This window comes from Curvibacter lanceolatus ATCC 14669 (assembly GCF_000381265.1).
GTDB classification, from domain to species: Bacteria; Pseudomonadota; Gammaproteobacteria; order Burkholderiales; family Burkholderiaceae_C; genus Curvibacter; species Curvibacter lanceolatus.
This window is the reverse complement of the sequence record NZ_KB906277.1, coordinates 39,952-58,436: the sequence shown is the minus strand read 5'-3', so window position 1 is coordinate 58,436 and position 18,485 is coordinate 39,952. Positions and strand designations below refer to the sequence as shown.

The following is an 18,485-nucleotide window of genomic DNA, read 5'->3' as shown; positions in this document are numbered from 1 at the left end:
CCCCCGTGCCTCAGCGGCACAGGGCCAGGATGTCGGCCGGCACCGGCACGGCCTTGATGCGCTCCGGCCCCTCGGGGCTCTCGGGCAGGCGCACGCAGAAGGCGCGCACCTCGCGCCCCTCGCACAGCACGTCGTCGCCACGTTTGACCACGTGGCGGTGCACAAAGGTCTTGTCGCGCCATTCCTCCACGCTGGTGTGGATCTGCAGCGTTTCGCCATAGGTGGCGGGGCGCATGAACTTGGTGTTGATCTCCAGCAGCGGCGTGCCGATGATGCCGGTGGTCTTGGCCAGTTCGCGCCAGGGCGGAACGCCGCAAGCCATGAAAAAGTTCAGCGACGAGGCGTCCATCCATTTTGAAAAGTTCGGAAAGAACACGATGCCGGCCGGATCGCAGTCGCCGAACATCACCTTCACTTCATAGACCACGGTTTGGGTCATGGGGTCTCCATGGGTTTGATTGACAGCTCGGTGACCGGGCCGGGCCCGGCTCACCCTCGCCCCGATTGTCGGGCCTGGACGGCGATGCCGCAGCCGACGCGCTCCACCTCGGTCAACCATGCCAGGCCGGGGCACGCGCTGAAGAGGCGTTCGTGGCTCATTTTTCGCCAATACCTCAACAAAAATACAATTTTTATTGATTTAAAAAGGCGAATTGCTTATCATAAAAATCAATTTAAGCAATTATTGGCGATGCCAGACGCGTCTGCCTCAGGAGTCATCTCATGGAACTGTCCACTTCATCCTCCCCCTCCAGCCGGGCCGGCCGCCCCAGCGAGGCCGCGGCCCAGGTGCGCGAGTACCTGGCCTTCCAGGTTGGCAAAGAGCTGTATGGCGTGGACATCCTGCGCGTGCAGGAGATCCGCGGCTTCGAGACCCCCACCCGCATCGCAGGGGCCTCCGAGGTGGTGCGTGGTGTGCTGAACCTGCGCGGGGTCATCGTGCCCGTGCTGGATCTGCGCCACAGCATGGGCCTGCCGGCCGACATCGGGGTGGGCACCGTGACCATCGTGATGAACCTCCAGCAACGCACCGTGGGCTTTGTGGTGGATGGCGTGACCGATGTGGTCGGCCTCGCCCCGGCCGACATCCAACCGGCCCCTGAGCTGGCCGACGGCGGGCGCGGCACCTTCATCCAGGGCCTGGGCGAGCTCAAGGTGGACGGGCGTCAGCAGATGCTGATCCTGCTCGATGCCGATCAGTTGCTGGGCCAGTTGGGCGACAGCGAACAGGCCCTTCTCGCGGTGCCGATGTAAGCGACACAGGCGCCGAGGCCGGTGCTGGCTCAGCCGCCAGACCGGGCTCGGGCGCAGGCGTGCTGTGCCGCCAGGTGGGCAAACACCAGCCCCGGCCCGATGGTGATGCCGGGCGCGGTGTACACGCCCCCCATGATCGAATTCATGTCGTTGCCCACCGCGTACAGGCCGGGCAGGGGCTGGTCGTGCTCATCGAGCAGTCGGGCCTGTGCATCGGTCACCAGGCCGGTGCTGGCGCCGATGTCGCCGGGGTAGAGGCGGATGGCGTAGAACGGTGCCTCGCTCAGCGGCCCCAGGTTGGGGTTGCGACCGCCGGCTGTGGCGTCGCCGATGTTCTGTTGGTAGGCCGTCTCGCCGCGGTGGAAGTCGGGGTCCACGCCGGTTTCGGCGTAGCGGTTGATCTGTTCCACGGTGCGCTGCAACGCATCGGCAGGCACTTTCAATTGCGCGGCCAACTCGGCCAGCGTCTGGCCCTGCACCAGGTAGCCATCGGCCAGAAAGGGGGCCAGCCCCTTGCCACCCGGGCGCACCATGCCCAGGCCGTACTGGCGCAGGGCTTTGGCGTCGCACACCAGGTAGGCCGGGATGGCGGGGCTTTGCTGGTGGGCCTTCTGCATGGCCAGGCCAAACAGGTGGTACGAGGTGCTTTCGTTGACAAAGCGCTCGCCGGCCTGGTTCACGGTCACCATGCCGGGCTTGGCCCGGTCCATCACAAAGTGCGGGAACACCGCCTGGCTGCCATCGGCACGCCGGCGCAACGACACCGGGGCCCAGAAGGCCGGGCTCAGGCCATTGCGGCCATGGCGGGCCCCCAGGCCCTGGACCAGGCTCTGCGCCTGGCCGGTGTGGCCGGGCGCGGCGGGGCACCAGGCCTCGTCGGCGCCGGGTAGCAGCTTCTGGCGCCACTCGGGGTGGCGGTTGAAGCCGCCGCTGGCCAGCACCACGCCGCCCCGCACCTTCACATTCAGGCGCTGGCCGTTCTGCTCCAGCGTCAGCTCGCGCACGCCTAGCTGGTCCGGGCCGATGGCACAGACACTGGTGTTCAGTGCCAGGCTCACCTGCTTGTGTTGCGCCAGCGAATACAGCAGGCGCGCGATCAAGGCATTGCCCATCACCAGGCGCGTGCCGCGCGGGTGGCTCAGCCGGTCCAGGCCATGGCGCGCCAGGATCTTGATCGAATGCTTGAGCGAAGCCCAGGAGCGCGTCATGCCCAGCAGGTGGTTGATGTCGTTGCGGTCCACCATCATGCCGCCCAGCACGGTGAACTCGGGGATGGGCGGGCGCAACAGCTTCAGCAGCGGGCCCAGGCGACGGCCATCAAAGGGCAGGGGCTCCAGCGCCCGGCCGCACAGGGTCGATCCGCCCAGGTCAGAGATGTAGTCGGGGTGCTTGGCATAGGCGCGGTAACGCACCTCGGAGTTCGCCTCGAGCTGCTCCACCGCGGCCCGGCCATGGGCCAGAAAAGCCTCACGCAGGGCGCGCGGCGCGTTGTCGCCGATGGCGTTGTCCAGATAGCGGGCCGCCTCGCTCAGGCTGTCCTGCGGGTTCACTGCCGCGCCCTGGCGCGTGCCCGGCACCCAGGTGGTGGCCGCCGACAGGGCCGTGGTGCCCCCCACAAATTCGGTCTTCTCGACCACCAGCACCCGCGCCCCCTCGATGGCTGCAAACAGCGCCGCCGCCAGCCCGGCCCCGCCCGCACCCACCACCACCACATCAAACGTCTGGCCCGGTGTGAGGCCGCTCAAGTCTTTGTCCAGCAACTGCATATCAGTGATTCAAATGAAAAAGTGAGGCCGCGGAGGTGGCTTTGCCAGGCTGCTGTTGTTGTGTTCAGCCTGATGCGGGCAACGAAAACGGAAGAGCAAATTCAGGTCCGGAGCTTTTGCAAAGACCCACGACGCCCGATCCCGCCCTGCCCGTAACGCTCGAAAGGCCGCGGAGCAGGCCACGCCAGCAGGCACCGTGGAGCGGGCTTTGCCCGGCCACGGGTGCCGTCCCCTTTGGGGGGATGACGCCGAAGGCGGCTCAGGGGGGGGAAAGAAACTCCACCATCAAGTCCCGCACCTGCGCAAACATGTCCGCCCCAGTCATGGTCGCGCAGCCCAGGCTGCGCGCCTGCGCGATCAGCGGGGTGATGGCGGGCTGGGTGATCACGCAGCCCACGAACATCTGTTCGTGGAGCCGGCTCACGTCCAGCGGGTAGGGGTCGCCGTCTTTCATGCCCACCGGGGTGGCGTTGAGCACCACGTCAAAGCCGCTCGGGTCGGCGCTGCCGTCGCGCACCGGGCAGCGGCCCAGGCCGGCCAGGCGGCTCACCAGGGTCTGGCGCCGGGTGTTGTCTTCGTCATGGATGGCCAGCTCGCTCACGCCGGCCAGCACCAGGGCGTGGGCGATCGCCGAGCCGGCGCCGCCGGCGCCCACCAGCAAGGCCTTCTTGCCGGCAGGTTGGCAGCCCCGGCCCTGCATGGCGCTGACAAAGCCCAGGCCGTCGAACATGTCGCCGTACCAGCTGCCGTCGGGCAGGCGGCGCATCACGTTCACCGTGTGCAGAAAGGCCGCGCGTTCAGAGTGCGCGCTGCACAGCTCGAAGCTGGCGAACTTGTGCGGCACGGTGACGATGATGCCGTCCACATTGCGCGCCAGCGACACGCCGCGCGCCCAGGCCGCCAGCTCGGCCGACGGCACATGGGCCGGCACCACCAGCGCATGCTGGCCCCGTGCCTGCAAGGCCAGGCTGACCCCGGCAGGGGATTTGACCTGGGCGATCGGGTCGCCCACGATGTAATGGACGCGGGTGGCACCGTCGAGCGAAAGGCTCAGCTTGTCTGTCATGGTTGGAGGGTTCTGGCTGATGAAATGAATTGAAGCCGTGATCGTATTTGAAAGTGGAATGCAATTCAACTATTGAATTTAATTCCAATTCATGGGTATGATCGCCCCATGCTGTCATGCCACGCCCTGTCACTCACCCCCGCCGCTGGCCGCGGCTCGGGTACGCTCAGGCTCCTTCCCGCATGGAGAGTTGAGCAATGAGTGGCGTATTGGAAAGAACCCTGGGCATTCTTGAACTGCTGGCCCAGCATGGCGACGGGCTGGAGCTGGCGGTCATCGCCGACCGCCTGGACATCCCGCGCAGCGCGGTGCACCGCCTGCTGACCGATCTGGTGCGCTGTGGCTATGTGCGCCAGCTGCGCGACCATGGCGACTACATGCTCACCACCAAGCTGGTGGCCATGGGCCTGTCCTTTCTCAGCAGCACCGGCATCGTGGACATTGCCCAGCCGCTGCTGGACCGCCTGGCCGAGATCTCGGGCGAGCTGGTGCGCCTGGCCGTGGTCGATGGCCACCGCCTCACCTGGGTGGCCCGTGCCCAAGGGGCCCGCCAAGGCCTGCGCTACGACCCCGACATGGGCAGCGATGCGCTGCTGGCCTGCTCGTCTTCGGGCCTGGCCTGGCTGTCGGGCCTGAGCGACGACGAGGCCCTGGCGCTGCTGGCCCAGCAAGGCCTGGGCGAACCCGGCAAGTACGGCCCCAACGCCCCCACCAGCCTGCAGGCCGTGGTGGCCGAGGTGCAGGCCACGCGCCAGCGCGGCTACAGCCTGACTTGCGAAACCTACACCGCCGGCCTCAACGCCATGGCGGCCCCGGTGCGCCTGCATGGCCAGCCGCCCCTGGGCACGCTCAGCATCGCGGGCCCCACCGTGCGCTTCACCCCGGAGCGCATGCAGGCCCTGGGCGACGAACTGCTGGCCTGTGCCGCCCAACTGGCGGCGGCCAGCGGCAGCTCGCCTTTCTTCAGCAAACCTGCCCAGGGCCTGCGCGCCACGGCGGGTGCCAAACCCATTTACGCGGCCTGAGGGCCCCACCACGCCTCCATGAACCCTGCCAGCACTGCTTCAAGCTCCGATGTCGATTTGCTGGTGGTGGGCTCAGGGGCCGGGGGGCTGGCCACGGCCGTGACCGCGGCCCACCTGGGCTTGAAGGTGCAGGTGCTGGAAAAAGACCCCCAGTACGGCGGCACCACCGCCTGGTCGGGTGGCTGGATGTGGATCCCGCGCAACCCATTGGCCTTGGCGGCCGGCATCGATGAAGACCCGGCCTTGCCCGAGGCCTACCTGCGCCATGAACTGGGCGACCAGTTCGATGCCGAGCGCGTGAGCGCCTTTTTGCGCCAGGGCCCGCGCATGGTCGAGTTCTTTCAGCGTCAGACGGCGTTGCAGTTCATCGACGGCAATGGCATTCCTGATTTCCATGGCCGCAGCCCGGCTGCTGCGCTGGGCGGTCGCTCGGTGTGCGCAGCCCCTTTTGATGCGCGCCGCCTGGGCCGCCACATCAACAGCCTGAAGCCCCCGCTGGCCGAGACCACGCTGTGGGGCATGGGCATCGCCTCGGGGGCCGAGCTGCGGCATTTTCTGAATGCGCTGCACAGCCCGCACTCGTTCTGGCATGTGACCCGACTGGTGCTGCGCTACTGGCGCGACTGCCTGCTGCATGGGCGTGGCCTGCGCCTGGTCAATGGCAATGCCCTGGTGGGTGCGCTGGCCGCCTCGGCTTTTGAGGCCGGGGTGACGATCCAGGTGAACACACCAGTCAAGCGGCTTTTGATTGAAGGCGGGCGCGTGGCCGGGGTGCAGACCGCGGGCCCCGAAGGTCTGCGCACCGTGAGGGCCCGCTGCGGCGTGGTGCTGGCCTGCGGGGGCTTTCCGCACGACGAGGCGCGCAAGCGCGAGTTGCTGCCGCACGCCCCCACCGGGCGCGAGCACTGGTCGGCTGCCTCGCGGGGCAACACCGGCGACGGCCTGCGCCTGGGCGAATCGGCCGGCGCCGTGGTGGCGCGCGATCTGCACAGTGCGGCGGCGCTGGCCCCGGTGTCCCTGGTGCCGCGTTCCGATGGCTCGGTGGCGCATTTTCCGCACCTGATCGAGCGCGCCAAGCCGGGCCTGATCGCAGTCATGGCCAACGGCCTGCGCTTTGTGAACGAGGCTGACTCGTACCACGACTTCATGAGCGCGCTGCTGGCCGCCACCCCGGCCGGCCAGCCGGCCCAGGCCTGGCTGCTGTGCGACCACGCCTTCATCCGCCACTACGGCCTGGGCGCCGTCAAACCCGCGCCCATGCCGCTGGGCCCCTGGTTGGCCAAGGGCTACCTGGTGCGCGGGCACACCCTGGCTGAGCTGGCCCGGGCCTGCGGCATCGACGCCGCCGGCTTGCAGGCCACGGTGCAGCGCTACAACGCGGCCGCCCTGCAAGGGCAGGACGCCGACTTTGCCAAGGGCGAAACCCCCTACAACCGCATCCAGGGCGACGCCGCGGCCGGCCGCGCCAACCCCTGCATGGCGCCGCTGCAGCAAGGCCCGTTCTATGCCGTGCGGGTGCAGCCCGGCAGCCTGGGCACCTTTGCCGGCCTGCGTGCCAATGCCCAGGCCCAGGCGCTGGATGCCCAGGGCCGCCCCATTCCCGGCCTGTACGCGGCCGGCAACGACATGAACAGCCTCATGGGCGGGCACTACCCCAGCGGGGGCATCACCCTGGGGCCGGCCATGACCTTCGGCTTCATTGCGGCGCACCACGCCGCCGGTGCGGCCCTGCCGGGCTGAGGCCTGCCGTTTCCGTTTTTCTTTCTCACACTCCCTTGGTTTGACCATGTACTACGAACTTGCCACCCTGACCCTTCCCTTTGGCACCGCCGGCCAGGCCGCCGCCCAGGTGCAGGCCTTTGCCAGCGCCCCCGAGGCCCAGGGCGAGCTGCTGGCCTGCTGGACCACCGACATCGGTGAACTCAACCGCATGATCGTGCTGCGCGGCTTTGCCGATGTGGCCACGCTGGAGGCCGAGCGCCAGCGCACGCAGCACAGCGCCAGCCCCTTCGGCTGCGGCGACCTCTACCAAAGCCTGAGCCTGGAGAGCTTTCGCGGTTTCCCCTGGATGAAGCCGGTGCGCCCCAGCGCCGAATCGGGCATCGTGGGCCCGGTGTACGAGATCCGCACCTACGGCATCAAGCCCGGTGGCGTGCAGGCCACCATCGACCTGTGGGAGCAGTACGTGCCCCCGCGCGAAGCCCTGTCGCCCTGCGTGGTGGCCATGGTGGCGCTCGATGGCCCGCTGCGCTTTACCAACATCTGGGCCTACCCCACGCTGGACGCCCGCAGCCAGGCCCGCGCCGATGCGGTGGCCCAGGGCATCTGGCCGCCCAAGGGCGGGCCAGCCCACCTGACCACGCAGATGGTCTCGACCATCGCCTTGCCCACCGTGGTGTCGCCTTTGAAGTGAGGCCCGGGCCATGCGGACCTACTCATTGGCCTACCTGACCGCGGGGGCCCTCACCCCCGCGGCGATGCTGCGCCTGGGCGCCGAACTGGGCTATGCCCATGTCGGGCTGCGCTTGCTGCCCAACGGCCTCGGAGGCCCCTTTCAGGCCTGGCTGGACGACCCGGTGCAGCAGCGCGAAACCCTGGCCGCCCAGCGCGACACGGGGGTGGGCGTGTTCGACCTCGAGATCATCCGCATCGGCGAGGGTTTTGACCCGCTGGCCTACCGCCCCCTGCTCGAAGCCGGTGCCGCCTTGCAGGCCAAGGCCCTGCTGGTGGCCGGCGACGACACCGACGAGGCCCGCCTGGTCGACGGCTATGCCCGCCTGTGCGAGCTGGCCGCGCCTTATGGCCTGAGCTGCGATCTGGAGTTCATGCCCTGGACGGCGGTGTCCGACGCCCGTGCCGCGCTGCGCGTGGTGCAGGCTGCCGGCACGCCTCGGGTGGCGGGCATCCTGGTCGATGCACTGCACGTGGGGCGCTCCAGCACCACGCTGGACGACCTGCGCGCCCTGCCGCGCGAGCTGCTGCATTACGCCCAGATCTGCGATGCCCCTGGCGGCCCCGACCTGACCGTGCCCCAGATGATCCACACCGCCCGATGCGAGCGGCAACTGCCGGGTGAGGGCGTGATCGACCTGGCCGGCATTTTTGCCGCCTTGCCGGCCGACCTGCCCATCAGCGTCGAAGTGCCCCACCAGGTGCGAGTGGCCCGCCTGGGCCAGACGGCCTGGGCCCGGGCTGCCTTGGAGGCCAGCCGTTCGGTGTTGAATGATCCGTGTGAGTCAGCGCCGTGAGGCGGCCCGGTAGACCGCATTGCGGTCCCGTCTGCCTACGGCGATGACGAGCACCAGCAGCACCTGGTCGCGCACCTCGTAGACCAGACGGTAACCCGCGCTGCGCAACTTGATCTTGTAGCGATCGGGGTGACCGCTGAGCTTGGCCGCTGGCACGCGGGGGGCGGCGAGGCGCTCCGCCAGTTTCGCCTTGAACTGCTCCCGTGTCGTGCTGTCGAGCCGCCGCCACTCTTTCAGCGCTTCGTCCAGAAAGGCAAGCTCATAGCTCATCGAGCGTCACGCCAATGATGGCTTGGCCCTCACGGGCGTTGGCGATGGCGTTCAACTCCAGGTCTTCCAGCCTCTCCAGCATGGCTTCATAGGCCTTGGCAGGGATGCAATAGAACGCGGGCGCGTTGCGGTTCAGGATGGCGACGGGCAGCCCTTCGCCAGCCGCAACGGTGCCCATGGGGTCTTTTTTCAGCTCGGACACGCTGGCACTCATGTCCGCCAGGATGAGATGGGTCATGGGGATCCTTGTGGTCAGATGGGTGCTGATATTAATGCTTTTAAAGGTGTTTTTAAAAGTGCCTTTCAGCGCCCGCCGCACCATGCCATCGCCGACAGGTGGGCGACGTGCGCGCAATCTGTGCGCACTATGGCTGTTTTGAGGGATATCACCAGGGGTTGGCGCGGCGATGCGCGGCACAGAATCGGTGATGGAAGTTGCGCGCAAGAACATCATCGACGGCCTGGGCAAGGGGCTGCGGGTCATTGAGGCCTTTGACGACGAGCACGCCCGGCTCACGGCCTCTGAAACCGCGATCCGGGCCGACATCTCGCGCACGGCGGCTCGGCGCTATCTGTTGAGCCTGGTGCACTTCGGCTACGCCGCCACCGATGGCAAGCGCTTCTGGCTGTCGCCCCGGGTGCTGATGCTGGGGCAGAGCTACCTCAGCGCGGCGCGGCTGCCGCGCCTGGTGCTGCCCTTCATCCAGCGGCTGGCGGCGGAATGCGGCGAGAACTTCAATTTCAGCGTGCTCGATGGGCATGAGGTGGTGTACCTGGCGCGCAGCCAGAGCAACCGCATGGTGACGATCGGCTTCCCGGTCGGTGCCCGCGTGCCGGCCCATGTGGTCACGCCGGGGCCGGCCATCCTGTCGGCCTGGGAGCCCGCCGCCATGGAGGCCTGGGTGGCCGAGCACGAATTCAGCACCTTCACCGCCAACACACCCACCCATGCCGAGGTGTTCCGCCGCGATGTGGAGGCTGCGCGCGAACTGGGCTATTGGGTGGCCGAGCAGCAGCTCAGCTCGGGCCTGCGCGGCTTTGCCGTGCCCATCAAGACGCGGCGCGGCGAATGCGTGGGCGCCGTGGGCGCCACCATGACCATGCACCAGAGCCGCGAAGCCATGGTGGCGCGCTTGCTGCCGCGGGTGATGGATGTGGCGATGCAACTGCAACAAGTTCTTTGACCACCCTGAGCCGCCTTCGGCGTCATCCCTCAAGGGACGACACCAGCGGCCTGGCAAAGCCAGCTCCGCGGTGTCTGCTGGTGTGGCTTGCTCCGCAGCCTTTTGAACGGTGCGGGCGGGGTGAGGGCAGACGGTATGGGCCCTTGCGCACTTTCGAGTTTGAGATCCCTTTTTCGCTTCATCTGGCCGCAGTGGCACCAGATCTTGCGATATCGGAGGCTCTGCGTTTCAGCGCGTGTTGGCCTGGCTGCGGGTCCAGTGGGGCAGGGGGGCGGCGCGGTGGAGGACGTCGTCGTTGAGCCAGCCGGCGCTTTGGCGGGCTTGGGCGGCCACGTGTTCGGCGGGGAGTTGGGCGTAGTCGTCGTTGCTCACGTCCAGGCTGTAGTCGCCGGTGTAGCCCAGGCGGGCCAGGCGCAGCACCAGGTCGGCCAGTTGTTCGCTGTGGGCGCCCTGGCCGGGGAAGACGCGCAGGCTGCGCGTGGTCTGGCCGGGGATTTCGGGGGCGGGGATGTCGCCCATGAAGTCGGACAGTTGCACCTGGAAGATGCGTTCGGGTTCGAGCTCGATCAGGTCGTCCAGTGAGTCACCGTTGGCGAACATGTGGAAAGAATCCAGGCCCAGGCCCAGGTTGCTGCAGTTGGCATCGCTCACCACATCCCAGGCATCGAGGAAGCCGCGCACGCTCTGGCCCCAGGACAAGGCCTTGTAGGCCACCTGCAGCCCCAGCGGCACGGCCAGCATGGCCAGCTTGTGCAGGTCGGCGGCGAGTCGGGCCAGATCGGTGCTGGCGTGGGGCAGGGTGCTGGCGCTCACCAGCAGCCGCGGCGCACCCAGCTGGGCGCAGGTTTGCAGCATGCCTTTGGCCACCTCGACCTTGTACTGGTGCAGCGGCCCGCTCAGGCCTTCGAAGTCGTGCAGGGTCTGCAGGCCGGCCGGGCGCAGCCCGCTGGCGCGCAGGGCGGTCACGGCGCCGGCCACGCCCCCGGGGTGGCTGACCACGTCGCGGGCGTCCAGCATCACCTTGCCGAAACCGGCCTGGCGGATGGCGGCCAGCCGGGCCTCCAGCGGGCCGGCCAGGGTGCGGCTGTCCAGGCTGTAGCTTTCAAACATCGTCATGGGCGCCCCTGTCAGCCACCCGTGCGGTGCACGAGCTCGAAGGACACCGAACCCAGTTCGCGCCGCGTCAGCGCGCCACGGTCCTCGGGGTGCAGGCTGCTGGTTTCGATGAACTCGACACCGCGGCTCTTGAGCAGGGCCACGGCCTGGCCCACATCGGGGGTGCCCAGGCCGATGCGCTCCAGGTTCTCGGGCGCGCGGTCGCTTTCCATCCAGGGGTCAGGCTCGATCAGCTGCCACATGAACTGACCGCAGGGGCTCTTCAGCACCTTGCCCTTGGGCAGGATGCCGTAGCGCTCGTCCTCCGGCACGGTGCTGAAGTCGAACATGGTCTCGTAGTAGCGGATCCAGTCCTCGCTGCGGCCCGGGTCCACGTACTGCACCAGGCCGAAGTAGTCCAGGCCGGCCAGGGCCGGCGGGTGCTGGTCCACGCCCGGGATAGGCTTGAAGTCGATGTCATAGATCGAGAACTCCGTCCAGCGATCCACCAGGTAGATGCGGCTGCCGCCTGGCCCATGGATGGCCGGGATGTGCAGCTCCATGGCCTGGGCATGGCTGGGCACCGGCCAGGCGCCCAGCTCCACGCAGCGGGTGTGGGCGCGCAGGGCGTCCTTGACGCGGAAGGCCACCGCCGAGATGACGGGTTTTTCATCCACCAGGGCGCTCACGCGCGCGTCCTCGCTGTGGGCGTTGACGATCAGGTTCATGCCGCCCTGGCGGTACAGCATGACCTCGCGCGAGCGGTGCCGCGCGATCGGCTTGAAGCCCATGGTCTCCAGCACATGGCCCAGGGCCTGGGGGCGTGTGGTGGCGTATTCGATGAATTCGATGCCGTTCAGCCCCAGGCGATTGGGCATGTCGGGCACGGCTTCGCGGTCGGTGCCAAGTGGGGTCATTCGGTCCTCTTCGGTTCGCAACAGCCCGTCCAGCGGCCTGGTGCGGCCGTTGGCAGGGCGATGGGGCGAGTATGCCGCCATTGCTGCCAAGGGCCTGCACGAAAGCCGGGTGCGCTGCCAGCATCAAACGCACGCCGCGCAGACTGCGCGATAGTCGCTCATTTTCTGCTCTGGCACATGCGGGTCGGCCGGGTCTTCAGACCAGGCCGCGCAGGATCTCGGCGATCTCCTTGAGCCCCGGCAGCAGTTTCTGCAGGGCGGCGTCGCCCGGATAGGCCTCGCGCTGGAAGGTCAGGCTCAGGGCCCCCACGCTGCTGCCCTTGCGATTGACCAGGGGCACCGACAGCCCGCAGATGCCCAGGTTGATGAATTGGTCGGTGGCTGCATAGCCCTGCTGACGGGCCTGGGTCACCGATTCCTCGAAAGTGGGCTGCGAGGTGATGGTGTTGGCCGTGAAGCGGCTGAAATCGTGCTCGCCCAGCCAGTGCGCCAGCGCCGGGGGCTCCAGGCTGCTCAGCAGCACCGGGCCCGGCGACACGCAATGCGCCGGGATGCGGGCCCCGGTGTGAAAGCCGATCGACAGCACCCGCGGTGAGTTGCTCCGGGCCAGGTAGACCACGTCGTGGCCATCCAGCACGCTGAGGTTGCCGGTCTCGCCGGTCTGCATCGACAGGCGCTGCAGAAACGGCATCACCAGCCTGGGCAGCCGGGCCGATTCGAGGTAGGTCTGCCCGATGCGCAGCACCCGCGGGCGCAGCCAGTAGTGTTTGCCGTCGGTGTCGGCGTAGCCGAAGTGCACCAGGCTCAGCAGGTAGCGGCGCGCCGCGGTGCGGGTCAGCCCGGCCAGTTCGCCCGCCTCGGTGGCGGTCAGCCGTGGGTGTTCGTCTGAAAAACACTCCAGCACGCGCAGGCCTTTTCCCAGGCCTTCGATCAGGTGCTGGCGGTCGATGGCGGGGGGCTGACTCATCAGGGTGACCTCGGGTGAAACCCCTATTGTGATTCATTGGCGCACAGGCGCGTTCGATCATCGCACGCATTAGAGGGCTTGGGACTGGTGTTTCACAGGCCCGCCACCTACATTCGCCTCCACCCCGAAGCGGCTTGCCGGCCGCCTCGATGTGTCGGGGGCCCCGGCGTGCCAGCACGCGGAGCCCCACGACGGCATTCGACAACACAACCGACGATTGGAGACATCCATGTCTGATCAAAAAGCCGCCAAGCACGGCTTGCAACAAACCAAGAAAGCGACCGCCAGTGGCTGGATCGGCTCGGTGCTGGAGTATTACGACTTCTTCATCTACGCCACCGCCGCCTCGCTGATCTTCCCGCAGATCTTCTTCCCCTCGGGCAACCCGACCGTGGCCATCGTGGCCTCCCTGGCCACCTATGGCGTGGGCTATGTGGCGCGCCCGATCGGTGCCTTCTTCCTGGGCCATTGGGGCGACACCCATGGCCGCAAGCAGGTGCTGGTGCTGTGCATGTTCCTGATGGGGATCTCGACCATGGCCGTGGGCCTGCTGCCGACCTATGACCAGATCGGCCTGTGGGCACCGGCGCTGCTGGTGTTGATGCGCCTGGTGCAAGGTTTTGCCGTGGCCGGTGAGATCTCGGGCGCCAGCTCGATGATCCTGGAGCACGCACCCCTGGGCCGTCGCGGCTATTACGGCAGCTTCACCCTGCAAGGCGTGCAGGCCGGCCAGATCCTGGCCGCCGCCATCTTCCTGCCCCTGGCCTATTACCTGCCGAGCGAGCAGTTCAACAGCTGGGGCTGGCGTGTGCCCTTCCTGCTGAGCTTCATCGTCATCATCGTGGGCTACTACATCCGCCGCGAAGTCGAGGAAACCCCGGTGTTCGCCGAGGAGGCCAAGCAAGGCGCCGTGCCCCGTGCCCCGATCGTGCAGGCGTTTGCCGAGAGCGGCCCCAACATGCTGCGCGTGGTCTGCATGGCCTTGATGAACGTGATCCCCGTGGTCACCACCGTGTTCGGTGCGGCCTATGCGGTGCAGCCGGGCTACGGCATCGGTTTTGACAAGAGCGTGTACCTGTGGATTCCGGTGCTCGGCAACATCGTGGCCGTGCTGGTGATTCCCTTTGTGGGCAACCTGTCCGACCGCATCGGTCGTCGCCCCCCGATCATCGTGGGCGCCCTCGGTGCCGGCCTGCTGTCCTTCGGCTACCTGTATGCCATCAGCACCAAGAACGTGCCCCTGGCCGTGGTGATGTCGCTGCTGATGTGGGGCGTGGTCTACCAAGGCTACAACGCCGTGTTCCCGAGCTTCTACCCCGAGCTGTTCCCGGCCCGCACCCGCGTCACCGCCATGGCCATCTCGCAGAACATCGGCACCATGTTCACGGCCCTGCTGCCGGCCCTGTTCGCTGCTGTCGCCCCGCCCGGCGCGGCCGACATCCCGACCACCGTGGGCGCCATCGCCCTGGGCATCACCGTGATCGCCTCGCTGGCAGCCTGGTCCGCCCGCGAAACCTTCCGCCTGCAGACCAAGGACCTGGGCAAGCCCGATGCCGCCCCCGTGCCGGCGGCTGAATACAACCAGGCCCGCGCCCAGGCCCTGGCCTCGGCCAAGCGCTGATACCCGCCACACCCCCTGCCATGGCAGGGGGCGCTGGCCCGAGGGCCCGCCCTGGGCGGGCCTTTTTTCATGGACCCTGACCACCGGCGCACCACCTCTCTTTGACTCCTGGAACTGACATGCCCATCAGCGGAAAAACCCGACTCATCGCCCACATCGGCTACCCCACCGAGAGCTTCAAGGCGCCCATGATCTACAACCCCTGGTTCGAGCAGCAGGGCATCGATGCCGTGGTCGTGCCCATGGGCGTCAAGGCCGATGACTACCGCGACACCCTGCAGGTGCTGCGCCGCTTCACCAACCTGCACGGGGCCCTGATCACCATGCCGCACAAGGTGGTCACGCTGGACCTGGTGGACGAAGCCACCCCCACGGCCCGCATCGCCGGCGCCTGCAACGCCCTCTTGCTGCGCCCCGACGGCAGCCTGCTGGGCGACCAGTTCGATGGCGCCGGCTTTGTGCGCGGCGTGGAGCGCAAGGGCTTTGCCCTGGCCGGCCGGCGCGTGCTGGTCTCGGGCTGCGGCGGCGTGGGCTCGGCCATCGCCGCCTCGCTGGCGGCCGCCGGCGTGGCCGACATGGCCTTGTTCGACTTCAACACCGCCGCCTGCGAGGCCCTGGCTGGCCGCCTGCGTGCCCACTACCCGGCGCTCACCGTGAGCACGGGCTCGAACGACCCGGCCGGCTTCGAACTGGTCGTCAACGCCACCCCCCTGGGCATGAAGGACGGCGACCCGCTGCCCTTTGATGTGGACCGCATTGCCCCCGGCACCTTTGTCGGTGAAGTGGTGATGAAGCAGGCCTACACCCCCTTGCTGCAAGCCGCCATGGCCAAGGGCTGCCCGGTGCAGCTGGGCACCGACATGCTGTTCGAGATGATCCCGGCCTACCTGGAGTTCTTCGGCTTCGGCAGTGCCACCCCCGAGCAACTGCGCGCCGTGGCGCAGATCCAGTATTGAGGGTTCAGGCCGGGGGCGGCCCTTGGCATCCCGGTGCCGGGCTCAAACGATTCAAGCGCGCCTGACTTTCAACTGGGGCGAATTCGCCTGGATTGAAAGCCGGGTCTCTGGAGTTCCTGGCGCTTGTTCCAATTCCCTCGAATTCGTGGGAATTGGAACCCAGGCCGTTGGGTGGCGACTCTCGAAGCCCTTCACCCTGTCGGCCGGCGAGCATCGTCTTGCCCCGCCTGTCGCCGGCGCGTTCACACTGTGTGCAACGCCATCAACAAGCCGCTGACCGTGAAGAACGAGGCCACGGTGCCGGCCAGCAGCGACGCGGCGGCGGTGTCTTCCTCGCCATAGGCCTGGGCCAGGATGGTGTAGATGCCCATCATGGGCATGGCGGCGCTGAGCACGGCGGCCAGTTTGAGTTGCGGTGCCAGCGGGGCCAGCCCGATCAGCGGCAGAGCGGACACGGCGGCCAGCACGGCCAGCGGGTGCAGCAGCAGCTTGCCCGCCACGATGGGGGCCACCCGGCGCAGCAGGCCGCCGAATGACAGCCCCGTCAGCGTGCCGCCGATCACGAACAGCGACAGCGCCCCGCTGGCCTGGGCGAACAGGCCCACGCTGCGTTCCAGCGCGGTGGGCAGGTGCAGGCCCGACAGCGACACCCCAAAGCCCAGCAGCAGACCGATCACCATCGGGTTGGTGATCAGGCGGCGGCTGGTGTCGACCAGCAGGTGGCGCCAGCCCGTGGCGTGGCCGCGGGCGCGCTCGGCCATGGCCAGCAGCAAGGGGATCATCACCACGTTCTCGACCACCATGTTCAGGGCCAGGGCCACGCCGGCCACGGGGGCCAGGGTCAGCACCAGGATCGGGAAGCCCACAAAGCCGCTGTTCGAGCACGACAGGCCCATGGCGTAGCAGGTGCTCTGCAGTGCCGGGGTGTGGGCCAGGCGGCGGTAGGCGGTGTAGCCCAGGCCCAGGGTCAACAGCGAGCCCGCCAGGTAGGCCAGCAGGTAGCTGGTGTTCAGGATCTCGCCGATCGGGTGCTTGGCCAGGGCATTGAACAGCATGGCCGGCAGGGCCAGGTTGATCACGAACTTGCCGAAAACGCGCATGTCGGGCTTGCTGAACAGGCCTGCGCGCGTGGTGAGAAAGCCCAGGGCAATCGCGATGTAGATGGGGCCGGTGATGGCCAGGATGTCGAGCATGAAGGTGGTTGAAAACGGCTCAGCGCCCGCGGCCTTCGGCCGGCGGGCGCTGAGCGGGGAGGGTTAATTCCAGGCCGCCGCCCGGCCGCCCGAAGGCGGCCTGCGGCCCCCTCGGGGAGCGAGAGCGACAGGCAGTGCGTGACCATGGGGGCCAGGCCACAGCCCGGCCGCCCGAAGGCGGCCTGCGGCCTCCTCGGGGGGCAGGGAGCGACAGGCAGTGCGCGACCGTGGGGGCCAGGCCGCCGCCCGGCCGCCCGAAGGCGGCCTGCGGCCCCCTCGGGGGGCAGGGAGCGACACGCAGTGCGCGACCGTGGGGGCCTTTCAGGTACGGGCTTGCTGCACCGCCGACACGGCGGCACGCAGGGCCAGCAGGTAGCTGTCCACGCCAAAGCCGCAGATCTGGCCCTTCACAATCTCGGCGAACACCGAGACGTGGCGGAAGGCCTCGCGGGCATGGATATTCGACATGTGCAGCTCGACCACCGGCACGGTCAGGATGGCCAGCGCGTCACGGATGCCGTAGCTGTAGTGGGTCCAGGCGCCGGCGTTGATCAGCACCGCGTCCATGCCTTCTTCGTAGGCCTGGTGGATGCGCTCGCACATGGCGCCTTCGTGGTTGGTCTGGAAGCTGACCACCTCGGCACCCAGCTCGCGGCCCAGGTCTTGCAGCTGGCCATCGATCTGTTCGAGCGTGATGGTGCCGTACTGCTTGGGGTCGCGCTTGCCGAACATGTTGTGGTTGATGCCGTGCAGCATGAGGATCTTCATGGGGTGTCTTTCTGAATGAACGGATTGAATGGAATCGGGTGGTGATCCGGGGGCTTCAAAGAAGTTCGACCGTGCCACCGCTGCTGGCCGCACGGGCGATGGCTTCGGTCACCCGCAGGTTGGCCAGGCCGTCGCGCGCACTCACCAAAGGGGGCACTTCGCCACGCACCACAGCCCCGAAATGCGCCATCTGCTGCACGATCGGATCGTCGCGCACCAGGCCCACCACGCCCACCTCAAAAGGCTTCCACCAGGAGGCCTCGCCGGTGCGGGGGTAGGTTTTGAGCCGCATCGTCGGAACCGACAGGCTGCCCTGTGTGCCGGTGATGACGTAACAGTCCTCGTCATCGTAACTTGGATAGGCCTTGTTTTCCTGCGAGGTCTGCTCCCAGCTGCGTGCGCAGGCGGCGGTGTCGGACAGCATGAAGCTGCCCAGCACCCCATTGGCAAAGCGCAGGTTGATGCTCACCGTGTCTTCCACCGCGTGGCCGCGCACCGCGTTCGAGGCCAGGGCCTGCACGGCCACCACCTCGCCGCACAGCAGGCGCAGGTTGTGCACCTCGTGGATCAGGTTGAGCAGGATCGGGCCGCCACCCGGCTCGCGCCGCCAGGGCCCTTCGTCAAAGTAGCGTGCCGGCTTGAAGAAGGTGGCGCTGCCCATCACCGCCACCAGGCGGCCCAGGGTGCCGGCCTGCACCACCTCGCGTGCCTTGGCCATGATGGGGCTGTGGGCCCGGTGGTGACCGATCAGCACCCGCCCCCCGGTGGCCTCCACGCGCTCGACCAGGGTCAGGGCTTCGGCCACGCTGGGGGCGATGGGTTTTTCCAGCAGCACCGGCAGGCCGGCCTCCAGGCATTGCAGGGCCTGAGGGACGTGCAGGGTGTTGGGGGTGGCCAGCACGACGCCGTCGGGCCGGTCGTGGCGCAGCAACTCGTCCAGGCTGGGGTAGAGCGGCACACCGGCCGCTGCCGCCAGGGCCGGGGCGGCGGGGGAGGGGTCGACCACGGCGCTCAGGCCAGCACCTGGGGTCTGTTGCAGGGCGGCCATGTGGGCCTGGCCGATATAGCCGGCGCCGGCCACGGCGATGCGAAGGGGGTGGGTCATGCGGGTCTCACGTTTTCAGGGGGCTTCTTGCGCCGGCCCCGCCACGATAA

General features: G+C 68.0%; 19 protein-coding genes. 8 read left to right on the top strand and 11 right to left on the bottom strand.

Features of this window, described 5'->3' with window-relative positions; translation table 11 throughout:
• Nucleotides 1–10 precede the first annotated feature (10 nt).
• Nucleotides 11–439 carry an acyl-CoA thioesterase gene (locus F624_RS0127100; protein ID WP_019577532.1) on the bottom strand — a complete coding sequence of 143 codons (429 nt, stop codon included), beginning with the start codon at nt 437–439 and terminating at the stop codon, nt 11–13.
• 284 nt (nt 440–723) lie between these two features.
• Between F624_RS0127100 and F624_RS0127095 the strand changes: the two genes are divergently transcribed.
• Nucleotides 724–1,254 (top strand): chemotaxis protein CheW, encoded by a 531-nt coding sequence (locus tag F624_RS0127095; protein WP_019577531.1) that lies wholly within the window; start codon nt 724–726, stop codon nt 1,252–1,254.
• 29 nt (nt 1,255–1,283) lie between these two features.
• Here F624_RS0127095 and F624_RS0127090 read toward each other — a convergent pair whose 3' ends face one another.
• Both F624_RS0127090 and F624_RS0127085 read right to left on the bottom strand, forming a co-directional pair.
• Entirely contained in the window at nt 1,284–3,020 is a 1,737-nt protein-coding gene (locus F624_RS0127090; protein WP_019577530.1) for an FAD-dependent oxidoreductase, read from the bottom strand.
• A 259-nt stretch (nt 3,021–3,279) separates the two neighbouring features.
• Nucleotides 3,280–4,086: a shikimate dehydrogenase family protein gene (locus F624_RS0127085; RefSeq protein WP_019577529.1), complete on the bottom strand. Its 807-nt coding sequence runs from the start codon at nt 4,084–4,086 to the stop codon at nt 3,280–3,282.
• Nucleotides 4,087–4,283: 197 nt separating this feature from the next.
• On the opposite strand from F624_RS0127085, the gene F624_RS0127080 reads away from it, so the two are divergent.
• Genes F624_RS0127080 through F624_RS0127065 form a run of 4 tightly spaced genes read left to right on the top strand, consistent with a single transcriptional unit; the run spans nt 4,284 to nt 8,359 of the window.
• Entirely contained in the window at nt 4,284–5,111 is an 828-nt protein-coding gene (locus tag F624_RS0127080) for an IclR family transcriptional regulator (protein WP_031256437.1), read from the top strand.
• Between the two features lie 18 nt (nt 5,112–5,129).
• On the top strand, nt 5,130–6,851 hold the full coding sequence (locus F624_RS0127075; protein WP_019577527.1) for an FAD-dependent oxidoreductase: 1,722 nt from the start codon (nt 5,130–5,132) through the stop codon (nt 6,849–6,851).
• A 46-nt stretch (nt 6,852–6,897) separates the two neighbouring features.
• On the top strand, nt 6,898–7,524 hold the full coding sequence (locus F624_RS0127070; protein ID WP_019577526.1) for an NIPSNAP family protein: 627 nt from the start codon (nt 6,898–6,900) through the stop codon (nt 7,522–7,524).
• Nucleotides 7,525–7,534: 10 nt separating this feature from the next.
• The gene (locus F624_RS0127065) at nt 7,535–8,359 is read left to right on the top strand and encodes a sugar phosphate isomerase/epimerase family protein (protein ID WP_019577525.1); all 825 of its coding nucleotides are present in this window, start codon (nt 7,535–7,537) and stop codon (nt 8,357–8,359) included.
• On the opposite strand, the gene F624_RS0127060 is transcribed toward F624_RS0127065, so the two are convergent.
• Together F624_RS0127060 and F624_RS0127055 are read right to left on the bottom strand one after the other, a co-directional pair.
• Nucleotides 8,348–8,629: a type II toxin-antitoxin system RelE family toxin gene (locus F624_RS0127060; protein WP_019577524.1), complete on the bottom strand. Its 282-nt coding sequence runs from the start codon at nt 8,627–8,629 to the stop codon at nt 8,348–8,350. The two genes, F624_RS0127065 and F624_RS0127060, sit on opposite strands and share 12 nt — an antisense overlap.
• Nucleotides 8,619–8,867, bottom strand: coding sequence for a type II toxin-antitoxin system Phd/YefM family antitoxin (locus F624_RS0127055; RefSeq protein WP_019577523.1), 249 nt, complete (start codon nt 8,865–8,867; stop codon nt 8,619–8,621). The genes F624_RS0127060 and F624_RS0127055 overlap by 11 nt, the downstream gene beginning before the upstream one ends.
• Before the next feature lie 169 nt (nt 8,868–9,036).
• Here F624_RS0127055 and F624_RS0127050 point away from each other — a divergent pair, with 169 nt between their 5' ends.
• Nucleotides 9,037–9,813 (top strand): IclR family transcriptional regulator domain-containing protein, encoded by a 777-nt coding sequence (locus F624_RS0127050; protein WP_019577522.1) that lies wholly within the window; start codon nt 9,037–9,039, stop codon nt 9,811–9,813.
• Between the two features lie 228 nt (nt 9,814–10,041).
• On the opposite strand, the gene F624_RS0127045 is transcribed toward F624_RS0127050, so the two are convergent.
• From F624_RS0127045 to F624_RS0127035, 3 genes are all read right to left on the bottom strand, one after another.
• Nucleotides 10,042–10,929, bottom strand: a complete 888-nt coding sequence (locus tag F624_RS0127045) for a sugar phosphate isomerase/epimerase family protein (protein ID WP_031256436.1) — start codon at nt 10,927–10,929, stop codon at nt 10,042–10,044.
• A gap of 11 nt (nt 10,930–10,940) precedes the next feature.
• Nucleotides 10,941–11,825, bottom strand: a complete 885-nt coding sequence (locus F624_RS0127040; protein ID WP_031256435.1) for a 4-hydroxyphenylpyruvate dioxygenase — start codon at nt 11,823–11,825, stop codon at nt 10,941–10,943.
• A gap of 196 nt (nt 11,826–12,021) precedes the next feature.
• Nucleotides 12,022–12,792 carry an IclR family transcriptional regulator domain-containing protein gene (locus F624_RS0127035; protein ID WP_019577519.1) on the bottom strand — a complete coding sequence of 257 codons (771 nt, stop codon included), beginning with the start codon at nt 12,790–12,792 and terminating at the stop codon, nt 12,022–12,024.
• 229 nt (nt 12,793–13,021) lie between these two features.
• On the opposite strand from F624_RS0127035, the gene F624_RS0127030 reads away from it, so the two are divergent.
• Complete coding sequence (locus F624_RS0127030; protein WP_019577518.1) at nt 13,022–14,413, top strand: MFS transporter; 1,392 nt, start codon at nt 13,022–13,024, stop codon at nt 14,411–14,413.
• Between the two features lie 119 nt (nt 14,414–14,532).
• Nucleotides 14,533–15,369 (top strand): shikimate dehydrogenase family protein, encoded by an 837-nt coding sequence (locus tag F624_RS0127025; RefSeq protein ID WP_019577517.1) that lies wholly within the window; start codon nt 14,533–14,535, stop codon nt 15,367–15,369.
• 242 nt (nt 15,370–15,611) lie between these two features.
• Here F624_RS0127025 and F624_RS0127020 read toward each other — a convergent pair whose 3' ends face one another.
• The 3 genes from F624_RS0127020 to F624_RS0127010 all read right to left on the bottom strand — a co-directional run bounded on the left by F624_RS0127020 (nt 15,612) and on the right by F624_RS0127010 (nt 18,435).
• Nucleotides 15,612–16,562, bottom strand: a complete 951-nt coding sequence (locus F624_RS0127020; protein WP_019577516.1) for an AEC family transporter — start codon at nt 16,560–16,562, stop codon at nt 15,612–15,614.
• A 321-nt stretch (nt 16,563–16,883) separates the two neighbouring features.
• The gene (gene aroQ, locus F624_RS0127015) at nt 16,884–17,330 is read right to left on the bottom strand and encodes a type II 3-dehydroquinate dehydratase (protein ID WP_019577515.1); all 447 of its coding nucleotides are present in this window, start codon (nt 17,328–17,330) and stop codon (nt 16,884–16,886) included.
• A gap of 55 nt (nt 17,331–17,385) precedes the next feature.
• Nucleotides 17,386–18,435, bottom strand: coding sequence for a Gfo/Idh/MocA family protein (locus F624_RS0127010; RefSeq protein WP_019577514.1), 1,050 nt, complete (start codon nt 18,433–18,435; stop codon nt 17,386–17,388).
• Nucleotides 18,436–18,485 lie beyond the last annotated feature (50 nt).

Coding starts and splice junctions, on each gene's coding strand:
- F624_RS0127010 (WP_019577514.1), bottom strand. CDS start 18,435: ATGACCCACCCCCTTCGCATCGCCGTGGCCGGCGCCGGCTATATCGGC.
- F624_RS0127080 (WP_031256437.1), top strand. CDS start 4,284: ATGAGTGGCGTATTGGAAAGAACCCTGGGCATTCTTGAACTGCTGGCC.
- F624_RS0127075 (WP_019577527.1), top strand. CDS start 5,130: ATGAACCCTGCCAGCACTGCTTCAAGCTCCGATGTCGATTTGCTGGTG.
- F624_RS0127090 (WP_019577530.1), bottom strand. CDS start 3,020: ATGCAGTTGCTGGACAAAGACTTGAGCGGCCTCACACCGGGCCAGACG.
- F624_RS0127055 (WP_019577523.1), bottom strand. CDS start 8,867: ATGACCCATCTCATCCTGGCGGACATGAGTGCCAGCGTGTCCGAGCTG.
- F624_RS0127050 (WP_019577522.1), top strand. CDS start 9,037: ATGCGCGGCACAGAATCGGTGATGGAAGTTGCGCGCAAGAACATCATC.
- aroQ (WP_019577515.1), bottom strand. CDS start 17,330: ATGAAGATCCTCATGCTGCACGGCATCAACCACAACATGTTCGGCAAG.
- F624_RS0127025 (WP_019577517.1), top strand. CDS start 14,533: ATGCCCATCAGCGGAAAAACCCGACTCATCGCCCACATCGGCTACCCC.
- F624_RS0127095 (WP_019577531.1), top strand. CDS start 724: ATGGAACTGTCCACTTCATCCTCCCCCTCCAGCCGGGCCGGCCGCCCC.
- F624_RS0127045 (WP_031256436.1), bottom strand. CDS start 10,929: ATGACGATGTTTGAAAGCTACAGCCTGGACAGCCGCACCCTGGCCGGC.
- F624_RS0127020 (WP_019577516.1), bottom strand. CDS start 16,562: ATGCTCGACATCCTGGCCATCACCGGCCCCATCTACATCGCGATTGCC.
- F624_RS0127085 (WP_019577529.1), bottom strand. CDS start 4,086: ATGACAGACAAGCTGAGCCTTTCGCTCGACGGTGCCACCCGCGTCCAT.
- F624_RS0127070 (WP_019577526.1), top strand. CDS start 6,898: ATGTACTACGAACTTGCCACCCTGACCCTTCCCTTTGGCACCGCCGGC.
- F624_RS0127065 (WP_019577525.1), top strand. CDS start 7,535: ATGCGGACCTACTCATTGGCCTACCTGACCGCGGGGGCCCTCACCCCC.
- F624_RS0127030 (WP_019577518.1), top strand. CDS start 13,022: ATGTCTGATCAAAAAGCCGCCAAGCACGGCTTGCAACAAACCAAGAAA.
- F624_RS0127035 (WP_019577519.1), bottom strand. CDS start 12,792: ATGAGTCAGCCCCCCGCCATCGACCGCCAGCACCTGATCGAAGGCCTG.
- F624_RS0127100 (WP_019577532.1), bottom strand. CDS start 439: ATGACCCAAACCGTGGTCTATGAAGTGAAGGTGATGTTCGGCGACTGC.
- F624_RS0127040 (WP_031256435.1), bottom strand. CDS start 11,825: ATGACCCCACTTGGCACCGACCGCGAAGCCGTGCCCGACATGCCCAAT.
- F624_RS0127060 (WP_019577524.1), bottom strand. CDS start 8,629: ATGAGCTATGAGCTTGCCTTTCTGGACGAAGCGCTGAAAGAGTGGCGG.